This window comes from Noviherbaspirillum saxi, from assembly GCF_003591035.1.
In the GTDB taxonomy this organism is placed as follows: domain Bacteria; phylum Pseudomonadota; class Gammaproteobacteria; order Burkholderiales; family Burkholderiaceae_D; genus Noviherbaspirillum; species Noviherbaspirillum saxi.
This window is the reverse complement of sequence record NZ_QYUO01000002.1, coordinates 309,449-334,397: the sequence shown is the minus strand read 5'-3', so window position 1 is coordinate 334,397 and position 24,949 is coordinate 309,449. Positions and strand designations below refer to the sequence as shown.

Here is a 24,949-nt window from a genome sequence, read left to right as displayed (position 1 = left end):
GAAGAACCAGGCCCGCAATGCATTCCCTTCATAGCCACACCGCGACCCCGATTGACGATTATGAAAGCAGGGTAGCCGAAGCGCTCGCTGCGCTCGGTATTCCTGAAGCTGCGGTAGCTCGAACGGGCTTGCCTTTTCACCGCGAAGCCGCGCATCTCGCGATTGCGGAAACCGCCTCCGACGGCGAAGAGCATTTGCTGATTCCACCGGCCGCCGCCGCCTGGAAGGAAATGAAAGCCGAAGCGGGCCGCGATGGCATCGGCTTGTATGTCGTGTCAGCCTATCGCGACCTCGCAAGCCAGTCGGCGATCGTGCGCGAAAAGATGGAACGCGGCATGCCGCTGGCGACCATCTTCACATTGAGCGCACCGCCCGGCTACAGCGAACACCACACCGGCCGCGCCGTCGATATCAATACGCCAGGCTGCGTACCGCGTGAAGAACCGTTTGAACATACCGCCGCATTTGGGTGGTTGTCGGATAGGGCAAAAGACTTCGGATTCGTGCTCTCCTATCCGCGACACAATGCCAGTGGTTTCAGCTACGAGCCTTGGCATTGGTATTACACTTGAAGTTTGTTGATCAGCTTGCCACCAGCCGCCCCGCAAGCAGCACGAACACCGTCGGCAACAGCCATTTTCTGAAGGGCGAAGCCGACCTGACCCGGCGGCTCAGACGGGCCGCCAATACTGCATAGATGGCATCGAATGCAAAGCCAACCGCGACCAGAATCGCTCCCAGCCACACAAACTGCAACAGTACCGGGCCGCGTTCCGGCGCCACAAATTGCGGCAGGAACAACCCGCAAAACATCAATGCCTTAGGATTGAGCAGGTTGGTCAGCAATCCGCGCGTAAAGCCGGATGCTGCAGATCCTTCGGCGCCCTGCGTCGTGTCGACCCTCATGTCAGCTCTTAGCACCTGCCATGCAAGAAAGAGCAGATAAGCCGCGCCGCCCCACCGCACCACATCGAGCAACACCGGATGCGCCGCCATCAACGCAGCCAGGCCGAGACCAGACATGAACACATGCATACCGCGCGACAAGGCAATGCCAAGACTGGTCACCAATGCCATGCGCACGCCGCGACTGGCGCCGGTGGCGACTACCAGTGCCATATCGGGGCCGGGCAGCAGATATACGGCGACCAGCGCGGAGAAATAGAGGGAAAACAGGGTGGCGTCCATGACAAGGCTCCTGATGAGGAAGATCGGCGTTCAGCTGCGCCGAGTCAAAATTGATAACTGAATTATCTTCCACTTCAGAAAGGTTTTTCTCGCAAAATCCAGCGGCAAATCGTCTATATTTAGAAGATTCTTTCATAAAATAACGGTCATTTAAATGAAATCGTCTCAAGTAGGGTTGGATGATGTCGACCTTCGCATAGTCGCCTTGCTGCAGGAAGAAGGACGCATGTCCAATGCGCGGCTGGCGGAGCGCCTGCACCTATCGGAAACACCGGTGTGGCGGCGCTTGCGGCGGCTGGAAGATGAGGGCTATATCACAGGCTATGAGGCGCGTACCGATCGACGCAAACTGGGTTTTGGATTGGTTGCTTTTGTGCAAATCAATTTCGCAAACCACACCGGCGAGCAGCCGGCGCAGTTTGAAGCAGCGATACAGTCGATTCCGGAAGTGCTGTCCTGCCATAACGTCAGCGGCGAAGCCGACTATTTCCTGCAGGTGGTGACGCGCGATCTCGATGCCTATGGCGAATTCGTCACGCATGTGCTGCGCAAACTGCCAGGCGTCACATCGATCCGCTCCAGCCTTGCCATGCGTGAAATCAAGGCGACTTCCCGGTTACCGTTGCGCTGAAGCGGCCGGTGTGCTGCGCAAAGTTCGATACTGCCAAGGGACTAATCCCAACCCATAACAACGGCCTCAAAACGCTCAAGCGGTCCTTGATGCAAAAAAATGGCGATATGTTGGCCTGGCGCATAGCGTTGTTTCTGTTTAAGGAATAAAACGAGGGGGAATTGGTTCTTGCGTCGGACATCAAGGAATGGAAACGATATGGATATCAATGCGCAAGTAGTCGACGATCCCACGGGTTTCATGAGCGGTGCGGCATTCGCGCATCCCCACGCGGTACAAATTTCCTGTTATGACAATGAAGTGCCGGCATTCGTGATCGCCGAAATCGACCGTTTATACGGGCACTTGTACTGTTCCCCATCCTATTTTTTAATGGCAAAAGAGATGGTTGGGGCAAGTACCTATGTCGCTGTTGAGAACAATGCCGCTGTATCGATTTTGCTTTACAAGCTGGCCGGCAATGCAGTCATGGTTATCGGTCAATTCATGAACCTGCGTGCCGAGGACATCAATCGATTCGCCGAGCACATATTCAACAGGTTCCCATTAGTGAAGATGATCTCGTTTTCAGAAATCTGCAAGATTGAACATGCTCTCGCGTATCCATCGCACGAGATGACATGCAGCGAAGACATGGTAATCAATCTGCCGGCGACGGTTCGGGACTATGAGTCAGCAGTGGGAAAGAACATGCGCCGTAACATAAAGCGATACACAAAGGCGCTGGTCGACGATTTCCCCTCATATCAGTTCCGTATCCTGGTCGAGAACGAAATTGGCGATCAGGATATCCGTGACATCATTGCACTGAGCTGTTCGAGAATGAAAAGTAAGAACATCGTTCCCCGCTTCAATGAAGAGGAGGAACGCTGGATTGTCGAGCATGCAAGGAGATGCGGCGTCGTCGGCATGGCTACGGTGGATGGCCGCGTTTGCGCGGGCGCGATCGGATTTCGCATTGGCGAGAATTACATGATGCATGTGATCGCGCACGACCTTAAATACAACGAATACAGTCTGGGCATTCTCTGCTATTACCATACGATCTGTGACGTCATCGCGCGTGGCGGCAAAAGATTCCACCTGCTGCAGGGCCGTTATGGATACAAATATCGTTTGCTTGCCGACAGACATGACATCGTGCATCTTGATGTATTCCGTAGCCACTTCGGCGCCCTTAGGCACAGCCGAAGAATCCTGAAAAAGGAAATCAAAGGGCGGCTCTGGCTGACGAAACAATGGCTGCTTCACGACGTGGAGCGCGAAGAGGGAAAGGCCTATCGGTTCCTTGGGAGTGCTGTCAATGCGTTGCGCACGGCTAAGCGGTCAAGAGGTTCATTGGAGGAGTGAAAAGGTGGCATATCTGGCATAACAGCGGAAACTGGCATAACAGCGGAAATTCGAGTCCAGGAAGCGACAATGCACGCGTACTGTCGAGTCGAAAGATGTGGGGATGCCCGCTGATGACCCTGAGCCACTGAGCCGTGGTGAACCGCGGCGTATTCCTGTCGTGTTCATATCGGTGGCTACTGCGCGGGATTGCTTTCGAGGCGGGAGTTAGCCGGGCGCGAAACACGGACTCGCGTCCATGCATCGACCCGGTGACATGAGACAGTGAATGAACCTCATCGGGATGCTGCTTATTGCAGAGGTACCCCTGCCGTACGAAGAGCCGTTCCAAGACGGTTAACTTCCGATTTGAGATGAACGCGTAACCCTTCGGACGTTTGCAAGTTGGCGGGAGCCGCGCCCAAGTTGTCACATTTCGACACTACCGCCTGGTCCTTCAATGCTGTCTGCAAGGCCGAGTTGAGCTTCGCCACGACAGGAGCGGAGGTTCCTTTCGATGCGTATAAGCCGTGCCAAACCGCAAGCTCAAGATTTTTCAGACCACTCTCCTCGAAGGTGGGCACCTCTTTCAAAGTAGGCAGGCGTTCCTTGGTAGCGAGGGCGATTGCTTTGATATTGCCGTTCTGGATCCAGCCCGTGGTGCTGGCTGGTTGATCGCAAATCATATCAACGTGGCCGCCAACAAGGTCATTCAAGGCAGGACCGGCGCCTTTATACGGTACCAGCATGATGTCCAGCTTGATCACTAGCCAGCTTTCCGTGCCATAACGCGCACCGATATCTACGCGCTGCGTAACGAAATCTACCGGCTTGAGGCTCACGTCCAGAAGCACGTCCGCGTCAGGGCAGCCAGAGTATGTGATGCTTGTACTGGATATTTCATAAAGTCTCCTCGTCACTATTGGTAATGTGGTTTAGATCGAAGCCCGCAGTCCGATGAAGAAGCGCCGTCCCGGCGCAGGCTCATAGAAACGGCGGTTGCCGTCATTGACGATGACCGAACCCGCATAGTCGCGGTCGAACACATTGTCGATGCGGCCGAACAGCGTCCATCTCGTTGCGCCTGCCCGGAACTCCTGCGCGGCGCGCAGGTTGAAGACTGCGTATCCGGGCTCGGCTTCGCTGTTGAGGTCATCGACATAGGTCTTGCTTTCGAGACGCATCTCCAATGCCGTAGTCAAGCCTTCGGCAGGTCGGTATTCAAGTTGGGTGAACAGGCTATGAATGGGCGCGCCAGGTAGCCGGTTGCCGGCGGCGACAACGCCGTTCGCGTTGGAGAAACTTTGCTTGAAACGGGCATCAAGCAGCGTATAAGCGAGCTGCGTGCTGAAGCTGCCCAAGTTGTTGCGCCAGCTTGCTTCAATGCCGCGCCGCTCCACGCGGTCGGCATTCTGGAAAATCGAGCGGCCGTTCTCGGTTGCCCGCGGCACGATCTCATCGCGGCTGCGCGCGGTGAATATGGCCAGATCCGCGCTCTGTGTGCCGGATCGCCACTTCATGCCGATTTCACCCTGCCGGCTCTTCGACGGCTGCAGGCTGAGGTTGGGGCCGGTCCCGCCGCTGCGATATGCCGATTCCGCCAGTGTCGGCGTCTCGAATCCACGCCCGATGTTGCCGTAGAGGTTGAGATTGTCGTTGGCATACCAAACCAGTCCGAGCACCGGACTGGTATTGCGGTATTCCACGCTGCCGCTGTCGTTCGGGCTGGCGGCGGTCACATAGCGGTCGTCGACCGAAAAGCGCACACGGCTTGTACGCGCGCCCGCAGTGGCTTTCCATTGCGGCGCGAAGGTCCAGTCCACCTGGCCGAAGAAATCGACATTGTTGGCATTGGCGCGCTCGTCTCGGCGCAGCTCGCCTGGAGTGCCATTGTTGTTGATGAAGCCGCGCCGGGTCTGGTCGAGATCGTCGGCCTCCATGCCGACCGTCCAGTTGAGCGGCATGCCGCCGGCCTGCGTCGCATGGGTCCAGCTGATACCGGCGCCGCGATAGTGGTTGTCGAGATCAACCACGCCTCCGGAAGAATTGGCCGCAGCGCCGGAAAAGGACAGCGTCTGGAACACCTCGCGCGTGCCGGCATACAGCCGCGCATTGAGGGTATTGCTGCGGTCGAACTTATGCTCCAGCACAAGACCCGCCTGCTGCTGGTCGACGGTCTTGCGGGTATCGAATGTCAGCGCGACCGGCGCCACCTGCCGTGGGTTCTGTTCGAACTGCGCGCGCGTCAGGCCGAGCGGGTCCTGCGCCAGCGGCAGGTCGAACAAGTTGACGATGCCGGTGACCGTAGTCGATGCCGATGGCTTCCACAAGACCTTGGCATTGACTTGGGTTCGTTCCGCCGCGCTGTGATCGCGATAGCCGTCGGTCTCATAGCGCGACACATCGAGCAGGCCGCCGAGCGTTTCGCCGCCGCCTGCCAGTGTGAATCCAAGCTGGCGCTGGCCGTCGCTGCCCGCGCCGACCGAGGCGCTGGCGTAAGGCGCCTGCGGCGCCAGCGGCGGATCGGCGGTAAACACCTGCAATACACCGCCCGCAGCATTGCCATAAAGCTGGGCCACTGGCCCGCGCAGGATTTCGATGCGCCGCGCCGAAGTCAGCGTGGCCGTGGCCGCCTGCCCCTGGCCGTCGGGCATGGTAGCCGGAATACCGTCGATAAGAATGCGCACGCCGCGCACGCCGAAGGTGGACCGGGTGCCGAAACCACGTACTGACAATTGCAGATCCTGCGCATAGTTCTGCCGCTCGCGGATCTGGATGCCGGGCGCGGTGCCGAGCAGTTCTGACAGATTGACCAGGGGCGATGCGGCGCGCAGCGGATCGACCTGGATGGCGTCGATCGAGGCCGGCGCGTCGAAGCGCTTTTGCTCGCTGCGGCTTGCGGAGACGACGACTTCTTCCAGCTGTTTTTCCTGCTGGGCCGCGGCATCGGCAATGATTCCGAAGAATGACCCAGCCAGTAGTATGGTTGCCAGCATGCTGCGTTGCGAATTGGTTTTGTCCATGGCGCGTTATTCTCGGTGCAAACTATTGATGCCCATGACGGGGAATTTCCTCGATCGAAAGCGCTAAATGCGCTTACTGGTAGATCCAAAGGGTGCTACCAGTTGCGCAATTATTGGTTGATTCAAAAAGCAAAATGTGAATGTCAGGTCGATTACTGGCAGGTCGGACTATTTGATCGACAGGACGTATTCGGCCAGCACCTTGGCATCGGCATCCGAGACTTGAGGTTGTGGCGGCATGGGCATTTGGCCCCAAACGCCGGTGCCGCCAGCTTTGATCTTTATAGCCAGCTTTTCTACCGCACTGCTGTCGCCGTTGTATTTGGCAGCCACTTCCTTGAGGGAGGGGCCAACCCGTTTTTGATCAACGGCATGACAGGCCATACAGTTGGATTTCTTGAACAAGTCATCATTGGCAAAAGCCGATCCTGTCGAAAACAAAAAGCCAGAAGCGATGCATACAGCCAAAACTTTGTGCATGAACATGATCCCCATATCAAACGCGCCCTGACGGGCCTGCGATGTCAGCCCACCCGCCATGAAGCAAGGCTACGAGCGGGGGACTGATCACCAAACATGGCTTGACCGAAAGCCATGTTTGCCAAAGATATTTCCACTTATAGCGGCACTGCCAATTCGACAGTGGGGTTTGCGGAATATCAGTTCGGGGTCATCTTGTAGATTTCGCCCTCATCAGTTGCGACGTACAGATTACCGTCGGGTCCCTGAACCACCGAGCGGAAGCGTCCTGCCGGCATCGGCAGCGACACCGTGGTCCGCTTCGCAGTCTGGCCGTCGGCGCTGATGTCCAGCACATCCAAACGGTTGCCGACCGGGGTTCCATGGATGCCGATGCCCATATGGGAGACGATCATCTTGCCGTCCCAATCCTTCCACTGCTTGCCGCTCAGGAAGGCGCCAGAAGACATACCCTGGGACAAGCCTTCGTTGGTCCAGGCCGGCTTCATCGCGTTCGGATAGGCCTTCAGGTCGGTCATGGGCATGAACTTGGACCGCTCCTTCGGGTCGACCGCACCCATCTGATTGGGACTGTAGCCACAATACTTGTCAGGGCAGTCGCCGCGGCCGTTGACGTTGGGGCGCGGGTCCCATCCGGCGTTGCCGCCAGCCTTCAGGGCGGTCACCTCGTCGGTATGCCATGGTCCGTTTTCAGCCGTGAACGGTTGGTTGCTCCCCGGACGGAAAGCGATGCCTTGAGGATTACGGTGTCCATACGTGAAGATGCGCGGGTCAAATCCCTGCGGCGCGTTGTTGCCGGGGGCAGCCTTGCCTTCGCGGTCGATGCGCAGCACTTTGCCGCCAATGCGTGTCGGACTTTGCGGCACTTCGCCGTTGTGGGTGTCGCCGGTGGTCACGTACAGGAAGCCGTCGCCGGGGCTAAAGCGGATGCGGCCGCCATTATGGGCGCCCGACGCGCCGAACGGGTGGTCGCTCGGTGCAGTCTTGTAGGGGATGTCGGCGACAATGTCCTTGCGGTCAGAAAGCTTGGTCGCATCGTCGCTGACAACGAAGCGCATGACGCGGTTGGCCTGTGGCTGCGACATGCTGGAGGCAGAGTAGACGTAGATGAAGCGGTTCTTTGCGAAGTCGGGGTCGACCGCAACACCGCTCATGCCGGCCTGGCCATCGCAAAACAAGTCGTTGGCCGTGGTGTCGTAACCCTTCGAGTCCTTCATGCCGAGCAGGCGATTGACGGTGCCTGATGGCGTTCGCACCGATAGACCGTTGCATTTCTCGGTAAAGAACATGGTACCGTCCGGCAGGAAGGCCATGTCCCACGGGTTGCTCAATTTGGACAAAACGGGGGTTGCTGACAAATTCGGTGCTGCCGCAACGACAGCACCCGAAACAGCGATTCCAGAACTTGCCAAAAGTATGCAGCTTATAAGCCTTGTACGACGCATAGTATCTTCTCCTCGAACTTATTGTTGATGTTGGAATGTTGAAAAGATGAGTCTTCCGTACTAACTTCTCACGCGCATTTTGAGTGTAGACTTTTGCCAGAATGGCATCCAAAACATTTTAACTATCTAAGCTATAGAAATATTTAATTGCACTCTTTGATTAATTACAGAAGGTTGATAGACACCAACCCCAAATGTCCGCATTCTGGGCCGGTCAGCGTCTATGCGTTTTTCAGGTTCGACCGGTCGCTTTACGTCATACTTCAGTCTGTTCGGCGATCTCCAACGCGTCATCGACCTCGATCCCAAGATAACGTACCGTAATCTCCAACTTGGTGTGGCCGAGCAACAGTTGCACTGGCCTCAGGTTCTTCGTTCGCCGATAGAAATGACGGTTGGTATCAGCATCCATGCCGACTTGCCTTGTTTCAGTACCATCCAGAGGGCAAGCAGCACCCTCCGATCTCCGCCAGCGTCGTGATTGCAAGCAGAGTGCTGGCTTTCATCTTTTCAAGCGTTCAACCTCCACGATGCAACCCTGGTAAAGACATCCGAAATATCGGTTTAGCGTAGTTGTAAGCTTTTAATGACCGCGCTGCATCTTTTCAGGGAAAGCGGCTTCAGTTCAGGAAAACGTGGTGAATCTTCATCGGCGTACCTTCGGTACTGGAAAGGGCGGACATGACATGAAAACATTTTTACTTCCGATTATTCCTGTTGGTAACTTCCGGCATCTTTCATCCCATTCAAAATTATTTTGAAATGAACGGAATAAACCGCCCTGCTGCTGCGTATACCCGGATGTGGGCAGCAGCAAGCCGACGCAGGACCGTGGACCGAACCCTTAAGAGACCTTTTACTGATACCGGAGCTTGAACATGAAATATCCCATCTTTGCCGCCCTGCTGTCGCTGGCATCCATCGGCAGTGCTTTTGCCGGCCCTGCATCCGATGCAGCGCAGACCCACTTCAATGCCATTGCATCGGGTGACCTGTCCATCGTCATGCGTGGCTACGCTGCCAATCCTCAGTTGAACTGGGTTGGTGGCCCGTTGGACGGCACTTATGTCGGAGCCGACAGCATCCGCACCACCTGGGAAAAATTTGCCAAGGCCGCAGGTCCGCTGAAAGTGAGTGTCACCAACTTGGACGAAGCCATCAACCCGAAGGGCGCCACCGTCTCCGCCAACGTGCTGTTCGAAGGTAAGCAGCCGATCAAGGTGCGTTATGTGCTGACCTACCGCGACGGTCTACTCGTCAACGAGACTTGGCAGATCGATCCGAAGCTTACGGTTGCCGCTGCCTACTGACCATTCCAGCAAACACGTTCCGGCCCTATTCCGGCCAAATGGCGAAGGTTCTTCATGCAAGACGATATTGCGCAACTAATGGTTTCCTGCATCCCGCGCCTGCGCCGCTATGCGCGTGCGCTGGCCGGCGACCGGTCTGGGGCCGATGACCTGGTGCAGGACACCATGGAGCGCGGCTGGAGCAAGCTGTCTTCCTGGCGTGCTGGCAGCGACATGCGCGCCTGGCTGTTCGGCATCATGCACAACTTGCATATCGATCAAGTGCGCAAGCCGACGCTTGCCATGGTTGAACTCGATGACGACACACCCGTGCCTCTCGTGAACGCAACGCAGACACACAGGCTGGAGATCCGCGATATGCAATCCGCATTGCAGACACTGCCGGCGGAGTTGCGCGAAGTCCTGCTCCTGGTCGCGCTGGAAGAGATGAGTTATGAGGAGGTTGCGGTCACGCTGCGCATTCCTCTCGGGACCGTCATGTCGCGGCTGTCGCGTGCACGCGAGCGGCTGCGTGCCCACATGGAAGGACGCGCCATCACATCCCCGTTGAAAGTCGTGAAATGAGCCAACTACCCATTACCGAAGCGGACCTGCATGCCTATGTGGATGGCTTGCTGCCGCACGCACGGCGCGCCGAGATTGCAGCTTATCTCGCCACACGACCCGACGAAGCGGACCGGCTGGACGCTTACCGCAGCCAGAACGAAGCCCTGCGCAAGCTGTTCGACCCGGTGCTTGACGAACCGGTCCCGGCGCGCCTGAGTGCCAGGCCCCGCCGCAGCACGATACTGCAGCGCGTTGCGGCTGGGCTGGCAATCGCTTTCTTCAGCGGTATTGCGGGCTGGCACCTGCATGATCAGACCGCCCCAGGAAGACAACTGGCGCAGGCACCGGCAGCGGCTCCCGCCGCGGCAAGCCAGCGGGTCGCCGGACTGGTGCGCCAGGCGGCGATCGCCCATGTGGTCTACAGTCCGGATGTGCGGCGCCCGGTCGAGATCGGCGCCGATCAGGAAGAACAACTGGTGACCTGGTTGTCGAAACGCATTGGCAGCAAGATACACCCCCCGAAGCTCGGCAAGCTTGGCTATGAATTGATTGGCGGACGCCTGCTGCCGGGAGAAAGCGGACCAGTGGCGCAGTTCATGTACCACGATGCCACCGGTCAACGTCTGACCCTGTATGTCTCTACCGAACAATCGCACAACCAGGACACCGGCTTTCGCTTCGCGCAGGAAGGCCCGGTCAACGTCTTTTACTGGATCGACGGCAAGTTTGGCTACGCCTTGTCGGCCGGCGCCGACAAGGGCGAACTAGCCCGTATTGCCGCCGCAGTGCACGAGCAGCTGGAAAAATCATGAGAGGCACGTCAACCATGCTTACTCCCGAAAAAATCCGTTCATTTTTGCGCAGCGGCATTACAACTGCATGTTTGCTTGCCGCGGCATCAGCTGTCGCACAGCATGCCCGTCACCATGGAGCCGGGGAAGGCAAAGCTTCACCACAGTTCATCGCCAGCACCGCCAAACCGTTTTCCGCCTTGATGGACGATGCCATGGCGGTGATGGATGACGGCATGAAGCGCGCGCCGATGAACGGCATGCCCGAGCATGATTTCGTCACCATGATGATTCCCCATCACCAAGGCGCAATCGACATGGCCAAGGCGGTTCTGCTCAACACCACCGACCCGGAGCTGAGCAACCTGGCGCAAGGCATCATTACCGAGCAGCAGAATGAAATCCGCGTGATGCGGGCTTGGCTGGGGCGGCATCAGGAAAAGCGGGCGGGCCGTGCCCAAGCGCCAAGATGATCCGTCAACTCATCTATCACAAGGCAATCATGAAACTCCGTCTTCTTACCCTCGCTATCGGCGCGTTGGCCGTCAATTTAGCTTGGGCGGCTCCCGGTGCCGCCGACCGTGTCTACACCGCCGACCAGAACAGCAATACCGTCTCGGTGATCAATCCGGCCACCAATACCCTGCTCGGACAGATCAAGCTCGGCAATCAGCGCCCCGACGTGCTCTCGCCTCTCTACAAGGGCGAGATCAATGTGCATGGCCTCGGCTTTTCGCCCGACCGCAAGACTTTGGTGGCAATCTCCAACGGCTCCAACTCGGTGACGTTCATCGACACGGCAACTAATCAGGTCAAGGGCAAGACCTATATCGGTCGCTCGCCGCATGAAGGCTTTTTCACCGCGGATGGCCGCGAGGTATGGGCGGTGGTGCGCGGCGAGAATTACATCTCCGTGATTGACCCGATCACCTACAAGGAAACCGGCCGCATCGAGACCACGCCGGGCCCCGGCATGGTGCTGTTCCATCCGGACGGCAAGCAGGCTTTCGTCGTCTCGAGCTTTAATCCGGTGGTCGATGTCATCGATGTCGCATCTCGCAAGCTTGTCAATCGGATCAAGGTCGTCAGCCCCTTCTCTCCCTTCTTGCAGTTCACGCCGGATTTCAAGGAAATGTGGATGACGCATAAGGATGTGGGAAAAGTCACCCGCATCGATACTGCCACGCAGGAAATCAAAGGCGTGTTTGACACTGGCATGATCACCAACCATATCGGCTTTGCCAAAACAACCGCAGGCGCACTGGCCTATATCACCATCGGCGGCGAAAATGTGGTCAAGGTTTTCACCACCGACGACACACCCAAGCTGGTGGCCACCATCCCGGTCGGTGCCCTGCCACATGGGATCTGGGCCTCGGACGATGGCAGCCGCATGTACATTGGCCTGGAAAACGGCGATGCGGTAGATGTGATCGATACCGCGTCCAACAAGGTGACCGCGCGGATCCCGGTCGGTCAGGCGCCGCAGGCACTGGTGTACGTCTCGAACGCGGTAACGCAGGGAGACGGCATGGCAAACTTGACGCCCCGTGGCAATAGTGAGCCGATCAACATCGCCTTGAAGCCGGCGTCCGGAGATGCCAAGGGATTCGTGGTGGCGCGTAATCTGGGCGTGATCGATGCGCTTGAAGTGTCGCTTTTCAAGCTCAAGCCCAACGTCGTGTATAGCGTCTATGTCACCGGGCAGAAGCAACCGGTGGCAAGTTTCAAAACCAATGCCGCAGGCATGGCCAACGGTACCGCCATCGGGCCGTTGCGCGAGGTCTCCAACAGCCTGTCTGCCAAAGAAGCGTCGCCCACCAAGATCACTGTCATGGAGGGCGATGCCGCTGCCGACAGCGAGAAGGCAGCGCTGGTCAGTGCCGGCTGACGGCAAGCATGTGGCGGCACTACATTGCTACGGACCCCTGATCCCAACCTGCAAGCACAATATTTATGATCAATATGCCAAGTGTGGCGGCATACCAAAGCTACAAAGTAAATAAATTAACATCCCGGCGCCATCCGGAAACGAGGGTGGAGCGCTCGGTGCCGCTCAAGGCCATGGCCGACGCCCTGCTGGCCTGGAAGATGAACGGCGAACCGATTCCACTTGCGCATGGCGGCCCGCTGCACCTGATCGTGCCCGACTACACCGGCGTCAACAACGTCAAGTACATCAAACTCCTGGCCTTTTCCTCCGAACAGAGCGATGCCGCCATCCAGAAGACCGGCTACCGCATCTCGCCGCCTGGCCAGAAGGGCGACCCAAGCCAGCCGTAGGTGTGGGAGATGGGTCCCAAATCGTGGATCAACTCCCCGGCCCGGGAAACCGGCGCAGTGGCCGCCGCATGGTGCAGATCAAGGGCGTGGCCTTCGGCGGCATGAGCGCGCTGAAATCGGTCGATGTCTCGGTGGACGGCGGCAAGACCTGGCGGCAGGCGCGCCTGGTCGGCCCCGACCTTGGGAAGTATGCATGGCGCCAGATCTTGCTGCCGATCAAGTTCGAGCCAGGGAACTACACGATCGCTTGCGCCGTGACGCACGCCGACGGCAACCGTCAGCCCGAGGGACGGGTGGAAAACACCGGCGGCTACAACAACAGCTGGCGCGGCCATGCGCTCAACATCACTGTCACGTAAGGATAGCCTTGTACTTGCAGGGCAGTCAGCGCCTTGGCCCGGGCGCTACCTTTCGGTTCGTTAGACTACTGAAAGAGGCCGTTCGGTCAACAGATTGCAGCCCGTAGCAAGGTCGATTACGTCGAGGGTGAATTTGATTGCGTATTCCGATGTTCGTGATCAGTCCCTCCGGCACCGTGATCACTCAGAACGGTAGTCATAATCGCCGGCAGGAATTTGTCGGAAAGTGGACGTTACTGGCATTCAGTTGGCGGGCATCAACCGACCCGAAGCGGATGCATTTCTGATACGAACCGATGGGCATGAGGAATATTATTACCGGCGGCTTGATCAGGCTCACCACCCCTCATTTCTGAGGTTGGCATTCAGGGGATCACGACTATCTTGACAATTATCTGTTCGTACTCAGAGCTTGTTATAGGAGAGCTACGCTGTGGACATCTCACACTTGCCTGGACAGCTCAGAGGAAAGCTCGGTAGGTCTATCGGGCGTTCTGCTACGCCGACCTACGCGGGGTTCTTGGATTGGTATTTTCTCATCCAAGTGATTTGTAAAAGATCGGAAATTTACGTTCACGCCCAGAGCCTTCATAGAACCAAAAGCCAGTTCTTTCGTTTTTTTAGCATTCCTATTTGGATAAACGAAAAGGGAGAACGCTATACGCCGTCTGGATGGGTGAAACAACAAGCATGGAGCCACATCCCTGATTTCGACCTTGGAAATTCAACTTCAGACACCCGCGCGCCTTGGCAGTCAGGGTGGAAAGTACTCAAGGCGTATGGATCTAGAGACTTTGATTATCGCTATGCGATCGGCCTTCAATCTTACTGGTATGAGCACGGTGGGGAAGGAACAGACTACAGATACGAATCCGTCCAGCAGGACTTTGAAGACGGATATGTCACAATCGTCAAATGCTTCGCCCACGGGGAAACTCAGCCAAGTGCAGAGATTACTCTTGCGTCGGTTTCTGACAATATCACTCCAGAGCATGCTCCCGATCCGCTCATTAAGGAGTTCGTTACACGATTGCCTGCAGATATACGGACGGGATTAGGCCCATACATGGATGCATGTAGGCATGGAAACGTTCATCGCAAGTGAGCAAATCGCCTCCGCAAGAATATGCGTGCCATCACAGCCAGCGATCTACCATATCGGGCTCCGCCTTTTGAATCCGGCAGTAGGATTTTTCCAATTTCGTGTATGGAAACAGGAGTTAGCAAGAGTTCATGATCCCAATGCCTGGCGGCTAATTCCAGAGCTAGACATTGGAGATTCAAAAGGCGCCTACCGCGCGCCATTCCCTAAAGACGGGCGCATGTTTGAGTGGAAGACGACCGGGCAGCCAATCGGTTCGAAAAGACAAGCGGACTTCGTATTGCTTGCCCTTGCAGGCTGGCACTACGGTCCGGGATTCCATCCGATGTTCTTTCGCCGTTTTGATTACGTTTTCGCCAATGGACACGTCGCATACTTCCATGTGCGTGCTGAAAATAGCTACGCACAAATAGACGCTGAAGTCCCGGTCGTAATGATCGTCACAAACGATCGGTGTTAAGTAAGTTCGAATAAGCTTGCCATACGAAAGATTCTTCTGGTCCGTCGAGTCCGCCGCCTCCTGCAACGGCAAGGAACTCACCAATTCCTTATGGAGCTGTCGCACAGTCATACCACGCAAGGACAGCACGTCGGCCATAGCTGCCTGTGGCATAGAGCTAGCGGAGTGGCTGTAACTAAGCAACTTGCTGATATTCATACCATCTTTGAACAGGCTTCAGAGCATTTAAAAAATTCGGAGCGATTCATTCCAAATGATAAACTGAGGGCATGGCAAGGATTAACCTCAGAAAATTCATCGCGGAACACTACAAAGGCGGAGTCTCGGCTCGGGATGTGATTCGTGAGGCTCTCACGAATTCCATTCATGCCGGAGGGAAGTTCATTTCCGTTGACCTGCACTTCTCAGAGAGACAACAGGAGTTGTCCCCCGGTAGTGAAGAAAGAAGAACTCTTGAACAAATAACCATCTCTGATGATGGGGAAGGCTTCACTGCGGAGAATCTGAATTTCTTTGATGAGATTTGCACCAGTCACAAGGACAACATTGGTGGCAAAGGTGTTGGGCGCTTGGCGTTCCTGAAATATGCCAACAAAGTTGAAATTCGAAGTCAGCTTCCAACCGAACTGGTCGAGTTCGTTTACACGCCCGAATTCAAGCCGGAAGAAGTTAAGAAATCGCCAAAACTGGGGTCCTTGAACACGTGCATCACGTTGCGGGACTTGAAGGAAAAAATCAATACTCAGGTCGCCAAGCTGGTTAACTCAATCTGCGATGATCTGCGCCTCCTGCTTTTCTTGAAGCACCAATCAGGGCACAGCATCGCCCTGAAATTCACCCATAACTCCAGACAGCCGTTTGATGAAGTCCATGTGTTCTCAGGGGAAAACATCCAGGCGGAGTTGACGCGGGAATTTGAATTCCAGGGCGAGAAGTTCAACTGCTACCTCTTTAGGGATGAACCTCCCAAAAAGGGCATTGTTGCGATGCTCTGTGCCGACGAACTCTGTATTGAAGAGTACGTCATTAGTAAGCGGTTTGACATCTGCCGACATCTGATTTTTGTCACCTCCGACTACTTCAACAAACGCTCCAATATTGAACGGCAACGACTAGAACTCCCCAAGACTGATGACGATGTGGACATGGTCTCTCCCATCAGTCGCGAGAAGCTGATGCCATGCATTCACGAGGAATGCATGACGATGATCAATGAATCCGCCGAAGGAGACATTGAGGAATTCAAGTCAGACAATATTGAGAAGCTCAAAAAATACTATCCATTCATCAAGATTGATTCGATGGATGCTGATGCCGCTCTTCTGGATGCTGATGAGGTGGTTAAGACCTATAGGGCACAGCAAGCCAGAAAAGAAGATCAGGTCGTCGAGGCTCTTCAAAGCGGCAAACCTGTCTCATGGGATGATGTGTCGCATCTTGCAAGTGAAGATTTGGCAAGATACATCGTTCATCGGGCATTGGTCATCGACTCTTTGGCAAACATGCCCCCTGACAGTGCCGAAGATGCAATCCATAACGCCATTCTTCGCAAAAAGAGTGACGGTTCCGAAATTCGCGAAAACAATGTCTGGTTAGTGGACGACAAGTTCCTGTCCTATTCGAGCATATATAGCGACCAAGCATTAGCAACCATCATTCAAGAGGTCGGCAACTTGGTAGAGTCCAAACAGCAACGACGGCCTGATGTTGCAGCGTTCTTCTCGAAAGATAGCGAAAACCACCCCAACAAGCTGGTAATCATCGAATTCAAGAAGCCGGGCGCAGATATATTTGACAACAACAAAGCTCTCATGCAGTGCCGTCTCTACGCAAGCGAGCTAGCCGACAGAATTCCAACGGTAAGAGAAGTCTTCGCGTTCTCCATTGTGGAAATCGACAATGAGTTCTACAGAGACATGAAGCAAACGGGCTTCAAGGATGTCTTTTCTCTGACGGAACGAGTGGTCTATAACGACTTCTCGATTGGCTCGAACAATGAGATTCCATTGCATCTTTATGTGATGCCCGCATCAGCCCTAATCAAGGATGCAAGGGCCAGAAACAAGGTTTTTGAAGAGGTTCTCCAATTCGATTTGAATCGCCCAGCTTTCGTAGACACTCAGAGGGCCGCTGACTCTTTAATACGGGCAGTGTCGAAACGGGATTCGAACGTCAGCAAAGGCCAGGTTGTGTAAATTGACCTTCCGTCAGGTTCGGAAGTACAGCAGTCATTCGGATGGCTGCTTTCCGAAATCATCGAACGGCAACTCCTGGCCGATTCCCGAAGCACAAGCAATCTTGTTCACTGGCCGGTAAGGTGCTAGAAGCAGCCTTCCGCCAAACATTGCAATCACATCTACTAAACAAAAAAGGCCAGCGATTAAGCGTCGGCCTTTCATTTTTATAGTCGTCTGCCTGTCCTGTTAAGCCAGTTGCAACACCTGTGGCACTCAATCGCAATAACTCTGTCGTCCTATGACCGTAGGATTTCTTCATCAAGATTGAGATTTTTTCACTGGAGTGACACAATTTTCATCTTCTCTGAGACCCTACCTCCGCGGTGCGGCCCAAATTGGGTAATATCCAAAAATGACGTTTTTAATGTCAAAATGGACAAATGAAAACGATCCTGATTCTGGCCCTGGACGGTGTAATGGATTCCAGCCTGGCCATCACGCTCGACACCCTGAAAGCCGGTCAGGCATTTCTTGCCCGGGCTGGACAGCGGGATGCGATTCGCATCGTGACGGCCGGCTATCGCAAAACCGTCAAGACGGGCGCCGGCCTGCGGCTCGATCCCGAACTTAGCTTCAAGCAAGTCCTTGAGAAAGGAATTAAGCCCGAATGGATCATCGTGCCCGGCTTGGGTCTGGTGTCGGATGCCGATATAACGGCGCGCTTTGCGCAGCGCGATGCGCTGGCAGCCATTGAGCTGCTGCGCATGGCAGAAAAGAATCTGATCAAGACCGCGGCGTCCTGCTCAGCGGTATTCATGCTTGCCCATGCCGGCGTGCTGGCCGGACGCGAAGCGACCACGACCTGGTGGCTGGCGCCGGCCTTTCGCTCGCGTCATCCCGATATTCGATTGGATGAGACCAGGATGTTGGTGCGCGACGGAAAATATCTGACCGCCGGTTCCGCCTATTCCCAACTCGATCTTGTGCTGGCAATCGTCGCCGATGTGATGGGCACAACGATTGCGCATCTGTGCTCACGCTTTTTGCTGATCGACCAACGGCCTTCGCAAGCGCGATACATGATCCATACCCACTTGCAGCAGGTCGATCCCACTGTGCTGGCTGCCGAACGCTGGATAGACGGACATCTTTCCGAAGCGATCAGTATCGCCGAGCTGTCATCCACGCTGGCGGTGTCTGCGAAAACGCTGGCGCGTCGCATCGAAGCGGCGACCGGTGTTTCGCCGGTAAAGTTTATCCAGCGCCGCAGGCTGATGCGCGCCGCGCACTTGATCGCCACCACGACGCTGTCGATCGATGCGGTTGCCGCGCAGGTCGGGTATCAGGATGGAACGGCGTTGCGCAAACTCGTCAAGCGCGAGTTCGGCATTACCCCGGGGGCATTGCGTTAGGTTCTGGCTGCTCGTGTTAAATTGATGTTGAATATTGCAAGCTTCTCCGATCAACCCGGACCCCTGCCTATCCATGCCGATTGTCACTATCACCGTTCGCAAGCCGAAAACCGCCGAATTTAAATCGCTGGTTCTTGGCGCGGTACATGCCGCGCTTGTCAGCGTCGGGGTGAATCCAAACGACCGTTTCCACCGCGTGCTGGAACTGGACGAAGCCGACTTTCAATACGACGCCACATTTCCCGATGTGCGTACGCAGAGAAGCGATGACTTCGTGCTTATCGAAATTCTTCTAGGCACCGGCCGCAGCGTCAAAGTGAAAAAGCAGATTCTTGCGGGTATCGTCGAACGCTTGTCGTCGGCCGGCTTCGACCCGGAAAACCTGATGGTCGTGTTCCAGGACGTCGCCTGGGAAAACTGGTCACCAGCAGGGGGGCGTGTACCCCACGCATGATCACTCGGCATCCGGTTGCGCGGACGGTTGCGCCAGCTTCACGGCCTCCAGCGCCATCGCGTTTTCATACACTGTTGCAATTGTCGGAAACCGGTCGAGCGGACACTCGAAGCGCAAGGCATTCCATACCTGCGGAACAAGAAACGCGTCGGCCAGTGTGATGCTGTCGCCCAGGCAGTACTGACCGGCGCGGTCGCCAATCATTTTCTCTATCGCTTCCAGTCCGGTCACAATCCAGTGCCGGTACCACGCCGTCTTCTCTTCTTCGCTATGTCCGAGTTCGGTCTTGAGGTATTTCAGGACGCGCAGATTGTTGATCGGATGAATATCGCAGGCAATGACATTGCACAGCGAGCGTACCCATGCGCGCTCGAAGCGGTCTGCGGGCAGTAGTCGCGGCTCCGGATAAGTTTCTTCCAGAAATTCGCATATCGCAATCGATTGCGTCAACACAGGGCCTTCGTCAGTTTCAAGCGCCGGCACCAGACCGAGCGGATTGATCGCGCGGTACGCAGGCGAATGCTGTTCGCCCCCATCGCGCAGCATATGTACAGGAATGGCTTGATAAGCCTGGTTCTTCAGGTTGAGCACGATGCGTACGCGAAACGATGCGGACGAACGGAAATAGGTGTGCAGGTTCAAGGCAGCCTCCAAGGATGTGAAGCGATTTTAGCGTCGGACCGGCCGGTTCCGGCATTCCTCTCACGGGAGGAATGTATTTACCGCCGGCATCGCATATCGTGTCTTCCAAGCGTATGGCCGGCCCGCATACATCTCTCCCCGTCATTCAAGAAAGGAAGCGAAATGGTCCCGATCCGTGGATTGCATCACTTCGCATATCGTTGCCGCGACGCGGCGGAAACCCGTCTTTTTTATGAAGACCTGCTCGGCTTGCCGCTGGTGCATCTGGTCCGCGCGGACAAGGTGCCCAGCACCGGCGAAGACTGTCCGTTCGTGCATATCTTTTTCCAGATGCGCGATGGCTCGCATCTGGCATTCTTCGACCTCGGCGATAACGTCGCTGCGGAACCGAGTGCCAATACGCCGGGCTGGGTCAACCATATCGCATTACGGGTCGATTCCGAAAGTGATCTTGCCGATGCCAGGCAGCGCCTTGAAGCCGCCGGCATCGATGTCGTCGGCGTCACTGATCATCACTTCATCCGGTCCATCTATTTCTTCGACCCTAATGGTATCCGACTCGAGCTGACGACGTTCGTCGGCAGCGACACCTATATGCAAGCCAAGCATTTAAGCGCTCGCGAAGAGCTGGATGCCTGGAGTGCCGAGAAACAGGCGCGCGCTGCGTAAGGAGAAGCCCATGTCAATTTTCGATGAAGGCATGGCCACGCGGCCTGCGGAAATAACCGAGGCGGAATGGCGCCAGCGCCTGGAGTTGGCTGCCTGCTATCAGGTGTTCGATTTTCTGGGCTGGACCGAATCGATTTTCAACCATATTTCAGTCCGTGTCCCCGGGTCAGAAAAGCACTACCTGGTCAATCCCTTCGGCCTGAATTATGCCGAAATCACCGCCAGCAATCTGATCAAGGTCGATGTCAACGGCCGGCTGGTCACGCCGTCTGCCTACGGCGGCAACCGTGCCGGATTCATTATCCATGGCGCGGTGCATGATGCGCGCGAGGATGCGCATTGCGTGATGCATACGCATACCGATAGCGGCATGGCAGTCGCCTGTTCGCAGGACGGCATCAGCTACGACAATTTCTATGGCGCGCAACTGTTCGGGCGTGTCGCCTATCACGACTTTGAAGGTATCACCGTGCATCGCGACGAGCAGGCCAGGCTGCTGGCGAGCCTCGGCAACAAAAACATTCTCGTGCTGAAGAACCATGGCTTGCTTGTGGTTGAAAAATCACTGATGAAAGCCTTCTGGCTGATGTGGACGCTGCAGCGCGCTTGCGATGTGCAATGCCGCGTCGAAGCCATGGGCAACAAGGGTATTCCGGTCAGCGACACCATCCGCCGGCAAAGCGCATTCGATGGCGAGAATTTCGATCCTGAGGGTTTGCTCGGACAAAAGATGCTGGAAGCCATGGTGCGCAAGATGGACATCGTCCGCAACAACCTCTATCCGAATTTTCGTTCCTGAACCATGACGCCGACTAAAGAAATCAACACAACGACAGGTTACGAACTGCCGTCCTATCCATTCCAGCCGCCGCCCGATCTGCAGCTGGAGCGGCCGCGCCGCTATCGCATTGCGATTGTCGGCGGCGGCCTGGCCGGCCTGACCGCTGCCTGCGATCTCGCGGTCCGGGGCATAGAAACCGTTCTGCTCGACGACGACAATACCGTTGGCGTGCGCGGCGCATCCAGCCGGGGCATGGTCTATGCGCAAAAGACGCTGGAGATCATGGAGCGGCTGGGCATTTATCGCCGCATCCATCAAAAAGGAATCACCTGGTCGGTAGGCCGCACCATGACCGGTGGCGACGAGGTGTATTCGTTTGACCGCGCCAGCGATAACGCGTCACAGCAATCGGCCTTCATCAATCTGCAGCAGTTCTATCTGGAATGGTATCTGGTCGATCGCATTACGGAACTGGGCAAGACCGATCTGCGCTGGAACAACAAGGTGACCGGCGCCGAGCATCTGGACGACGGAGTACGCCTGTCGGTCGAAACGCCTGCAGGCAATTACCAGCTGGATGCCGACTGGGTGATCGATGCGGCAGGCATCCATAGCGCGATCCGCGAAGGCTTCGGGCTCGACACGCATGCCGCGCGTTCGGTGGACCGCTGGTGCATCTGCGACGTGCGCTTCAAGAAGCCCTTGCCGGTCGAGCGCTGGACCTGGGTGGAAGCGCCATTCAATCAAAACCGCGCGGTATGGCAGCACCTGATGGCCGACAACGTTTGGCGTCTCGATTATCAGATGGACCCGGATGCCGATGCGGCGCATGTGAGCCAGCTGGACGTCGCCGCCGAGCGCGTGCGCGCGCACGTCGGCGCCGATACCGAGTTCGAGATGGTATGGGTCGGTCCATGGCAATACCGCACGCAGCTGCTCGACAGTTTCCGTCTCGGCCGCATTTTCTTTGCCGGCGATGTCGCGCATGTGGTGAGTCCCTTTGGTGCGCGCGGCGGCAATTCCGGCATCCAGGATGCGGACAATCTGAGCTGGAAGCTGGCGCTGGTCGTCAACGGCCAGGCGCCCGATGCGCTGCTCGACAGCTATCATCACGAGCGGCATGCCGCTGCTGTCGAGAATATCAAGGTCACCTCCCGTACCTCGCGTTTTCTGGCACCGACCTCGCTGTTCGAGCGCATTATGCGCAAGGCAGTGCTCGATCTTGCGCGCGAATACCCGTTCGCCCGCGCGCTGGTCAATACCGGCCGGCTGTCGGTACCGAACGACTATCCGGATTCGCCTATCGTGCAGAACGGCGGACATTCGGTGCCCAACCTGCCGATGGGCCTGCCGGACCGAACCGTTTCCAATCTGGTCGAGCTGTCGCGCTCGCATGGCACCGCGTATCTGGGCATCTGCTTCAAGCACCCAGGCCCGGACCAACTCGATGCAATTCGCGAACTGGCTTCGCGCTATCGCTGCTTCGCCATTTATCTATGCAACGTGGAGGGCGCCGGCCTGCCGACACTGCGCGATGACGGTGCGCTTGCCCGTGCCGTCGGCGCCGAATGCGGCTTCGCATTGCTGCGCCCCGATTTGCATGTGGCAGGCAGTTTGCAGCATGTCACCGCGACACAGGCCGAGGCCTTGCTCAAGCGCGCATTGGGCTATTGATTTATGGAGCCGACCTTGAATACCCATCCCAACATCATTGATTCCGATACGTTTTACGCGACGCTGATCGCCGCCAACGAGCGCCTCTCTCTCGAACAAAGCGCCGAACTGGCGATGCGGCTGGTGTTTTTGCTCGCCAACCAGATCGGCGACGCGCAGACGCTGGCGAACTGTATCGATATCGCCCGCAAACCTTTTACCCAATCCCATGGAGAACCGCAATGAGCAGCACCACTTTCGCATCCGCCAGTGACGTTACCGAACAAAAGGCCAAAGTCGTTGAACTGGCCAAGGGCGCCTATGGCTATATCAGCGATTCGGATCCGAACTGCGGTTTCGTGGTCGGCGACGATGCGGTTCTCATCATCGACACGCGCGCCACGCCGGCCCTGGCGCGCGATCTGATTGACGACATCCGTACCGTCACCGACAAGCCCGTCAAATATATTTTTCTTACCCACTACCATGCAGTTCGTGTCCTTGGCGCGTCGGCGTTCAACGTCGACGCGGTTTTTTCCAGCACGGGCACGCATCAACTGATTCTGGAGCGCGGCGCGGCCGATTATGAATCCGAGGTCAGGCGTTTCCCGCGCCTGTTCAAGGGTGTCGATGAAATTCCCGGCCTCACCATGCCGCATGTGACATTCGACGACAGCATGAGCTTCTGGCTCGGCGGGCGCGAATTGCGCTTCATGCATCTCGGACGCGGGCATTCTGCCGGCGATTCAGTGTGCTGGCTGCCGGATTGCGGCGTGCTGTATGCCGGTGATCTGGTCGAAAACAATTGCGCGGTGTATACCGGCGACGCTTATATGCGTGACTGGACCCATACGCTGGAACGGGTGCGCGCACTGCGGGCCGATGTGATGGTGCCGGGACGCGGCGCAGTCCTTACCAGTCGCCAGCAGGTATCGGATGCGATCGATTCGACCAAGGACTTTATCGTCACGCTGCTTGGCGCGGTGGAACATGGCTTGCGTCAAGGTCAGGATTTGAAAGGATGCTATCGCGTCGCCGAGCAAGTGATGACCCCGCGCTTTGGCGAATGGCCGGTGTACAAGCATGCATTGGCATTCGATGTCGCGCGCGCCTACGACGAATTGCGCGGGCTGGAGCATCCGCAGATCTGGACCGCAGCGCGCGACCAGGATCTGTGGGCGCGCCTGCACGGTTGATTGACGCGGTTGCGGAAGAACTGAATTGGCAACGACACAGAACGTGCGTACGGCGCAACGCATCGCGGTAGTGGGCGCCGGTGCGATCGGCGGATATCTCGCGGTGCGCCTCGCCAATGCTGGACATTGCGTCTCGGTGGTGCAGCGCGGGCAGACTTTGCAAGCCATTCGTGACCGTGGGATGGTACTGCATGAGGGCGGCACGACGCTGGTGGCGCATGTGCCGGCAGCGGCGCGCTGCGGTGATCTCGACAAACAAGATATCGTCTTCCTGACAGTGAAAGCGACCGGCTTGCGGGCCGTTGCGCCGGACCTGGCGCTGCTGCTCGCGCCGCATACGCGGATAGTGCCGGTATTGAACGGCATTCCGTGGTGGTATTCCCGGGATGCGCTGCCGATTCTCGATCCTGACAACGGCATTGCCAACGCAATCCCTCACGCAAGAATCATCGGTTGCGTCGCACATGTTTCCGCACAAATGGCGGAGCCGGGGGTGGTGCGTTGTATTGCGCCAGGCAAGCTGGTGTTGGGCGAGCCCGGCGGCGGACTGTCGCAGGCGCTGCATGACGCCGCGTCGCTGCTCGCGCAGGCTGGCATCGCTGTGTGTGCCAGCGACGACATCCGGCAGGAAATCTGGACCAAGCTGATCGGCAATCTTGCATTCAATCCGATTTCGGCACTCACCGGCGCGCGCATGGATGAAATTTTCGCGAGTCCGGAGCTGATCGGGCTGGCCCGTCAGGTCATGCTGGAAGGCATGGCCATCGGGCAGGCTACGGGGATTCACTTTCCGGTCGATGTGGATCGGCGGCTGGACATGGCGCGTGCGATCGGCGCAGCGAAATTATCGATGCTGCAAGACCTGGAAGCAGGGCGGGCGCTGGAAGTCGATGCCATTGTCACCGCAGTGGTGAAGCTTGCCGCACAGCACCGGATTGCTGCGCCGACATTAAAGACGGTGCATGCATTGATTAAGGAACGCGCGCGTCACCTTCTGTACTGAAAACTTATTTTTAAT

At 56.7% G+C, this 24,949-nt stretch carries 25 protein-coding genes and 2 pseudogenes; 20 read left to right on the top strand and 7 right to left on the bottom strand.

Features of this window, described 5'->3' with window-relative positions:
* Positions 1-17 precede the first annotated feature (17 nt).
* Positions 18-572 (top strand): M15 family metallopeptidase, encoded by a 555-nt coding sequence (locus D3871_RS17425; protein WP_119770377.1) that lies wholly within the window; start codon positions 18-20, stop codon positions 570-572.
* A 10-nt stretch (positions 573-582) separates the two neighbouring features.
* On the opposite strand, the gene D3871_RS17420 is transcribed toward D3871_RS17425, so the two are convergent.
* Positions 583-1,188: a LysE family translocator gene (locus D3871_RS17420; RefSeq protein ID WP_119770376.1), complete on the bottom strand. Its 606-nt coding sequence runs from the start codon at positions 1,186-1,188 to the stop codon at positions 583-585.
* Between the two features lie 154 nt (positions 1,189-1,342).
* On the opposite strand from D3871_RS17420, the gene D3871_RS17415 reads away from it, so the two are divergent.
* Together D3871_RS17415 and D3871_RS17410 are read left to right on the top strand one after the other, a co-directional pair.
* The gene (locus tag D3871_RS17415) at positions 1,343-1,819 is read left to right on the top strand and encodes an Lrp/AsnC family transcriptional regulator (RefSeq protein WP_119770375.1); all 477 of its coding nucleotides are present in this window, start codon (positions 1,343-1,345) and stop codon (positions 1,817-1,819) included.
* Positions 1,820-2,017: 198 nt separating this feature from the next.
* A complete protein-coding gene (locus D3871_RS17410) occupies positions 2,018-3,169 on the top strand; it encodes a GNAT family N-acetyltransferase (protein WP_119770374.1) in 1,152 nt (383 codons plus the stop codon).
* Between the two features lie 290 nt (positions 3,170-3,459).
* On the opposite strand, the gene D3871_RS17405 is transcribed toward D3871_RS17410, so the two are convergent.
* From D3871_RS17405 to D3871_RS17385, 5 genes and pseudogenes are all read right to left on the bottom strand, one after another.
* Positions 3,460-4,002 carry a tripartite tricarboxylate transporter substrate-binding protein gene (locus tag D3871_RS17405; protein WP_119770373.1) on the bottom strand — a complete coding sequence of 181 codons (543 nt, stop codon included), beginning with the start codon at positions 4,000-4,002 and terminating at the stop codon, positions 3,460-3,462.
* Positions 4,003-4,083: 81 nt separating this feature from the next.
* Positions 4,084-6,171, bottom strand: a complete 2,088-nt coding sequence (locus tag D3871_RS17400) for a TonB-dependent receptor family protein (protein WP_119770372.1) — start codon at positions 6,169-6,171, stop codon at positions 4,084-4,086.
* A 168-nt stretch (positions 6,172-6,339) separates the two neighbouring features.
* On the bottom strand, positions 6,340-6,651 hold the full coding sequence (locus D3871_RS17395) for a c-type cytochrome (RefSeq protein ID WP_119771410.1): 312 nt from the start codon (positions 6,649-6,651) through the stop codon (positions 6,340-6,342).
* Positions 6,652-6,830: 179 nt separating this feature from the next.
* Positions 6,831-7,991, bottom strand: coding sequence for a PQQ-dependent sugar dehydrogenase (locus D3871_RS17390; protein WP_233575691.1), 1,161 nt, complete (start codon positions 7,989-7,991; stop codon positions 6,831-6,833).
* 361 nt (positions 7,992-8,352) lie between these two features.
* Positions 8,353-8,481: pseudogene (locus D3871_RS17385) on the bottom strand (integrase); the annotation flags it as partial.
* Between the two features lie 493 nt (positions 8,482-8,974).
* Here D3871_RS17385 and D3871_RS17380 point away from each other — a divergent pair.
* The 11 genes and pseudogenes from D3871_RS17380 (at position 8,975) to D3871_RS17330 (ending at position 18,990) form a co-directional block, all read left to right on the top strand.
* Positions 8,975-9,406: a nuclear transport factor 2 family protein gene (locus D3871_RS17380; protein ID WP_119770370.1), complete on the top strand. Its 432-nt coding sequence runs from the start codon at positions 8,975-8,977 to the stop codon at positions 9,404-9,406.
* 54 nt (positions 9,407-9,460) lie between these two features.
* Positions 9,461-9,970 carry an RNA polymerase sigma factor gene (locus D3871_RS17375; RefSeq protein WP_119770369.1) on the top strand — a complete coding sequence of 170 codons (510 nt, stop codon included), beginning with the start codon at positions 9,461-9,463 and terminating at the stop codon, positions 9,968-9,970.
* Positions 9,967-10,764, top strand: a complete 798-nt coding sequence (locus D3871_RS17370) for an anti-sigma factor family protein (RefSeq protein WP_119770368.1) — start codon at positions 9,967-9,969, stop codon at positions 10,762-10,764. The genes D3871_RS17375 and D3871_RS17370 overlap by 4 nt, the downstream gene beginning before the upstream one ends.
* Positions 10,765-10,778: 14 nt before the next feature.
* A complete protein-coding gene (locus D3871_RS17365; RefSeq protein WP_199724871.1) occupies positions 10,779-11,216 on the top strand; it encodes a DUF305 domain-containing protein in 438 nt (145 codons plus the stop codon).
* A 29-nt stretch (positions 11,217-11,245) separates the two neighbouring features.
* A complete protein-coding gene (locus D3871_RS17360) occupies positions 11,246-12,634 on the top strand; it encodes a YVTN family beta-propeller repeat protein (protein ID WP_119771409.1) in 1,389 nt (462 codons plus the stop codon).
* Between the two features lie 146 nt (positions 12,635-12,780).
* Positions 12,781-13,385 (top strand): annotated as a pseudogene (locus tag D3871_RS17355) (molybdopterin-dependent oxidoreductase); the annotation flags it as partial.
* 433 nt (positions 13,386-13,818) lie between these two features.
* Positions 13,819-14,490 (top strand): hypothetical protein, encoded by a 672-nt coding sequence (locus D3871_RS17350; RefSeq protein ID WP_119770366.1) that lies wholly within the window; start codon positions 13,819-13,821, stop codon positions 14,488-14,490.
* The gene (locus tag D3871_RS29935; RefSeq protein WP_147376835.1) at positions 14,468-14,947 is read left to right on the top strand and encodes a hypothetical protein; all 480 of its coding nucleotides are present in this window, start codon (positions 14,468-14,470) and stop codon (positions 14,945-14,947) included. The genes D3871_RS17350 and D3871_RS29935 overlap by 23 nt, the downstream gene beginning before the upstream one ends.
* Before the next feature lie 269 nt (positions 14,948-15,216).
* Positions 15,217-17,142, top strand: coding sequence for an ATP-binding protein (locus D3871_RS17340; RefSeq protein ID WP_119770364.1), 1,926 nt, complete (start codon positions 15,217-15,219; stop codon positions 17,140-17,142).
* A 422-nt stretch (positions 17,143-17,564) separates the two neighbouring features.
* Positions 17,565-18,536, top strand: a complete 972-nt coding sequence (locus D3871_RS17335) for a GlxA family transcriptional regulator (protein WP_119770363.1) — start codon at positions 17,565-17,567, stop codon at positions 18,534-18,536.
* A 73-nt stretch (positions 18,537-18,609) separates the two neighbouring features.
* Positions 18,610-18,990, top strand: coding sequence for a tautomerase family protein (locus tag D3871_RS17330; protein WP_119770362.1), 381 nt, complete (start codon positions 18,610-18,612; stop codon positions 18,988-18,990).
* Here D3871_RS17330 and maiA read toward each other — a convergent pair whose 3' ends face one another.
* Positions 18,991-19,632: a maleylacetoacetate isomerase gene (maiA, locus tag D3871_RS17325; RefSeq protein WP_119770361.1), complete on the bottom strand. Its 642-nt coding sequence runs from the start codon at positions 19,630-19,632 to the stop codon at positions 18,991-18,993.
* A 162-nt stretch (positions 19,633-19,794) separates the two neighbouring features.
* On the opposite strand from maiA, the gene D3871_RS17320 reads away from it, so the two are divergent.
* The 6 genes from D3871_RS17320 to D3871_RS17295 are packed head-to-tail and all read left to right on the top strand — an operon-like array spanning position 19,795 to position 24,934.
* Entirely contained in the window at positions 19,795-20,301 is a 507-nt protein-coding gene (locus tag D3871_RS17320) for a VOC family protein (RefSeq protein ID WP_119770360.1), read from the top strand.
* A 10-nt stretch (positions 20,302-20,311) separates the two neighbouring features.
* Positions 20,312-21,100: a class II aldolase/adducin family protein gene (locus tag D3871_RS17315; RefSeq protein ID WP_119770359.1), complete on the top strand. Its 789-nt coding sequence runs from the start codon at positions 20,312-20,314 to the stop codon at positions 21,098-21,100.
* Between the two features lie 3 nt (positions 21,101-21,103).
* Positions 21,104-22,756, top strand: coding sequence for an FAD-dependent oxidoreductase (locus tag D3871_RS17310; protein ID WP_119770358.1), 1,653 nt, complete (start codon positions 21,104-21,106; stop codon positions 22,754-22,756).
* A gap of 15 nt (positions 22,757-22,771) precedes the next feature.
* Complete coding sequence (locus D3871_RS17305; protein ID WP_119770357.1) at positions 22,772-22,981, top strand: DUF2783 domain-containing protein; 210 nt, start codon at positions 22,772-22,774, stop codon at positions 22,979-22,981.
* Entirely contained in the window at positions 22,978-23,931 is a 954-nt protein-coding gene (locus D3871_RS17300) for an MBL fold metallo-hydrolase (protein WP_119770356.1), read from the top strand. Before D3871_RS17305 ends, D3871_RS17300 begins: the two co-directional genes overlap by 4 nt.
* Before the next feature lie 25 nt (positions 23,932-23,956).
* Complete coding sequence (locus tag D3871_RS17295; protein WP_119770355.1) at positions 23,957-24,934, top strand: ketopantoate reductase family protein; 978 nt, start codon at positions 23,957-23,959, stop codon at positions 24,932-24,934.
* The last annotated feature ends 15 nt before the right edge of the window (positions 24,935-24,949 follow it).

Excerpts from the sequence above, each read along its gene's own strand:
- D3871_RS17425 (WP_119770377.1), top strand. The coding sequence starts at position 18 with ATGCATTCCCTTCATAGCCACACCGCGACCCCGATTGACGATTATGAA.
- D3871_RS17420 (WP_119770376.1), bottom strand. The coding sequence starts at position 1,188 with ATGGACGCCACCCTGTTTTCCCTCTATTTCTCCGCGCTGGTCGCCGTA.
- D3871_RS17415 (WP_119770375.1), top strand. The coding sequence starts at position 1,343 with ATGAAATCGTCTCAAGTAGGGTTGGATGATGTCGACCTTCGCATAGTC.
- D3871_RS17410 (WP_119770374.1), top strand. The coding sequence starts at position 2,018 with ATGGATATCAATGCGCAAGTAGTCGACGATCCCACGGGTTTCATGAGC.
- D3871_RS17400 (WP_119770372.1), bottom strand. The coding sequence starts at position 6,171 with ATGGACAAAACCAATTCGCAACGCAGCATGCTGGCAACCATACTACTG.
- D3871_RS17395 (WP_119771410.1), bottom strand. The coding sequence starts at position 6,651 with ATGCACAAAGTTTTGGCTGTATGCATCGCTTCTGGCTTTTTGTTTTCG.
- D3871_RS17380 (WP_119770370.1), top strand. The coding sequence starts at position 8,975 with ATGAAATATCCCATCTTTGCCGCCCTGCTGTCGCTGGCATCCATCGGC.
- D3871_RS17375 (WP_119770369.1), top strand. The coding sequence starts at position 9,461 with ATGCAAGACGATATTGCGCAACTAATGGTTTCCTGCATCCCGCGCCTG.
- D3871_RS17370 (WP_119770368.1), top strand. The coding sequence starts at position 9,967 with ATGAGCCAACTACCCATTACCGAAGCGGACCTGCATGCCTATGTGGAT.
- D3871_RS17365 (WP_199724871.1), top strand. The coding sequence starts at position 10,779 with ATGCTTACTCCCGAAAAAATCCGTTCATTTTTGCGCAGCGGCATTACA.
- D3871_RS17360 (WP_119771409.1), top strand. The coding sequence starts at position 11,246 with ATGAAACTCCGTCTTCTTACCCTCGCTATCGGCGCGTTGGCCGTCAAT.
- D3871_RS29935 (WP_147376835.1), top strand. The coding sequence starts at position 14,468 with ATGGAAACGTTCATCGCAAGTGAGCAAATCGCCTCCGCAAGAATATGC.
- D3871_RS17340 (WP_119770364.1), top strand. The coding sequence starts at position 15,217 with ATGGCAAGGATTAACCTCAGAAAATTCATCGCGGAACACTACAAAGGC.
- D3871_RS17335 (WP_119770363.1), top strand. The coding sequence starts at position 17,565 with ATGAAAACGATCCTGATTCTGGCCCTGGACGGTGTAATGGATTCCAGC.
- D3871_RS17330 (WP_119770362.1), top strand. The coding sequence starts at position 18,610 with ATGCCGATTGTCACTATCACCGTTCGCAAGCCGAAAACCGCCGAATTT.
- D3871_RS17320 (WP_119770360.1), top strand. The coding sequence starts at position 19,795 with ATGGTCCCGATCCGTGGATTGCATCACTTCGCATATCGTTGCCGCGAC.
- D3871_RS17315 (WP_119770359.1), top strand. The coding sequence starts at position 20,312 with ATGTCAATTTTCGATGAAGGCATGGCCACGCGGCCTGCGGAAATAACC.
- D3871_RS17310 (WP_119770358.1), top strand. The coding sequence starts at position 21,104 with ATGACGCCGACTAAAGAAATCAACACAACGACAGGTTACGAACTGCCG.
- D3871_RS17300 (WP_119770356.1), top strand. The coding sequence starts at position 22,978 with ATGAGCAGCACCACTTTCGCATCCGCCAGTGACGTTACCGAACAAAAG.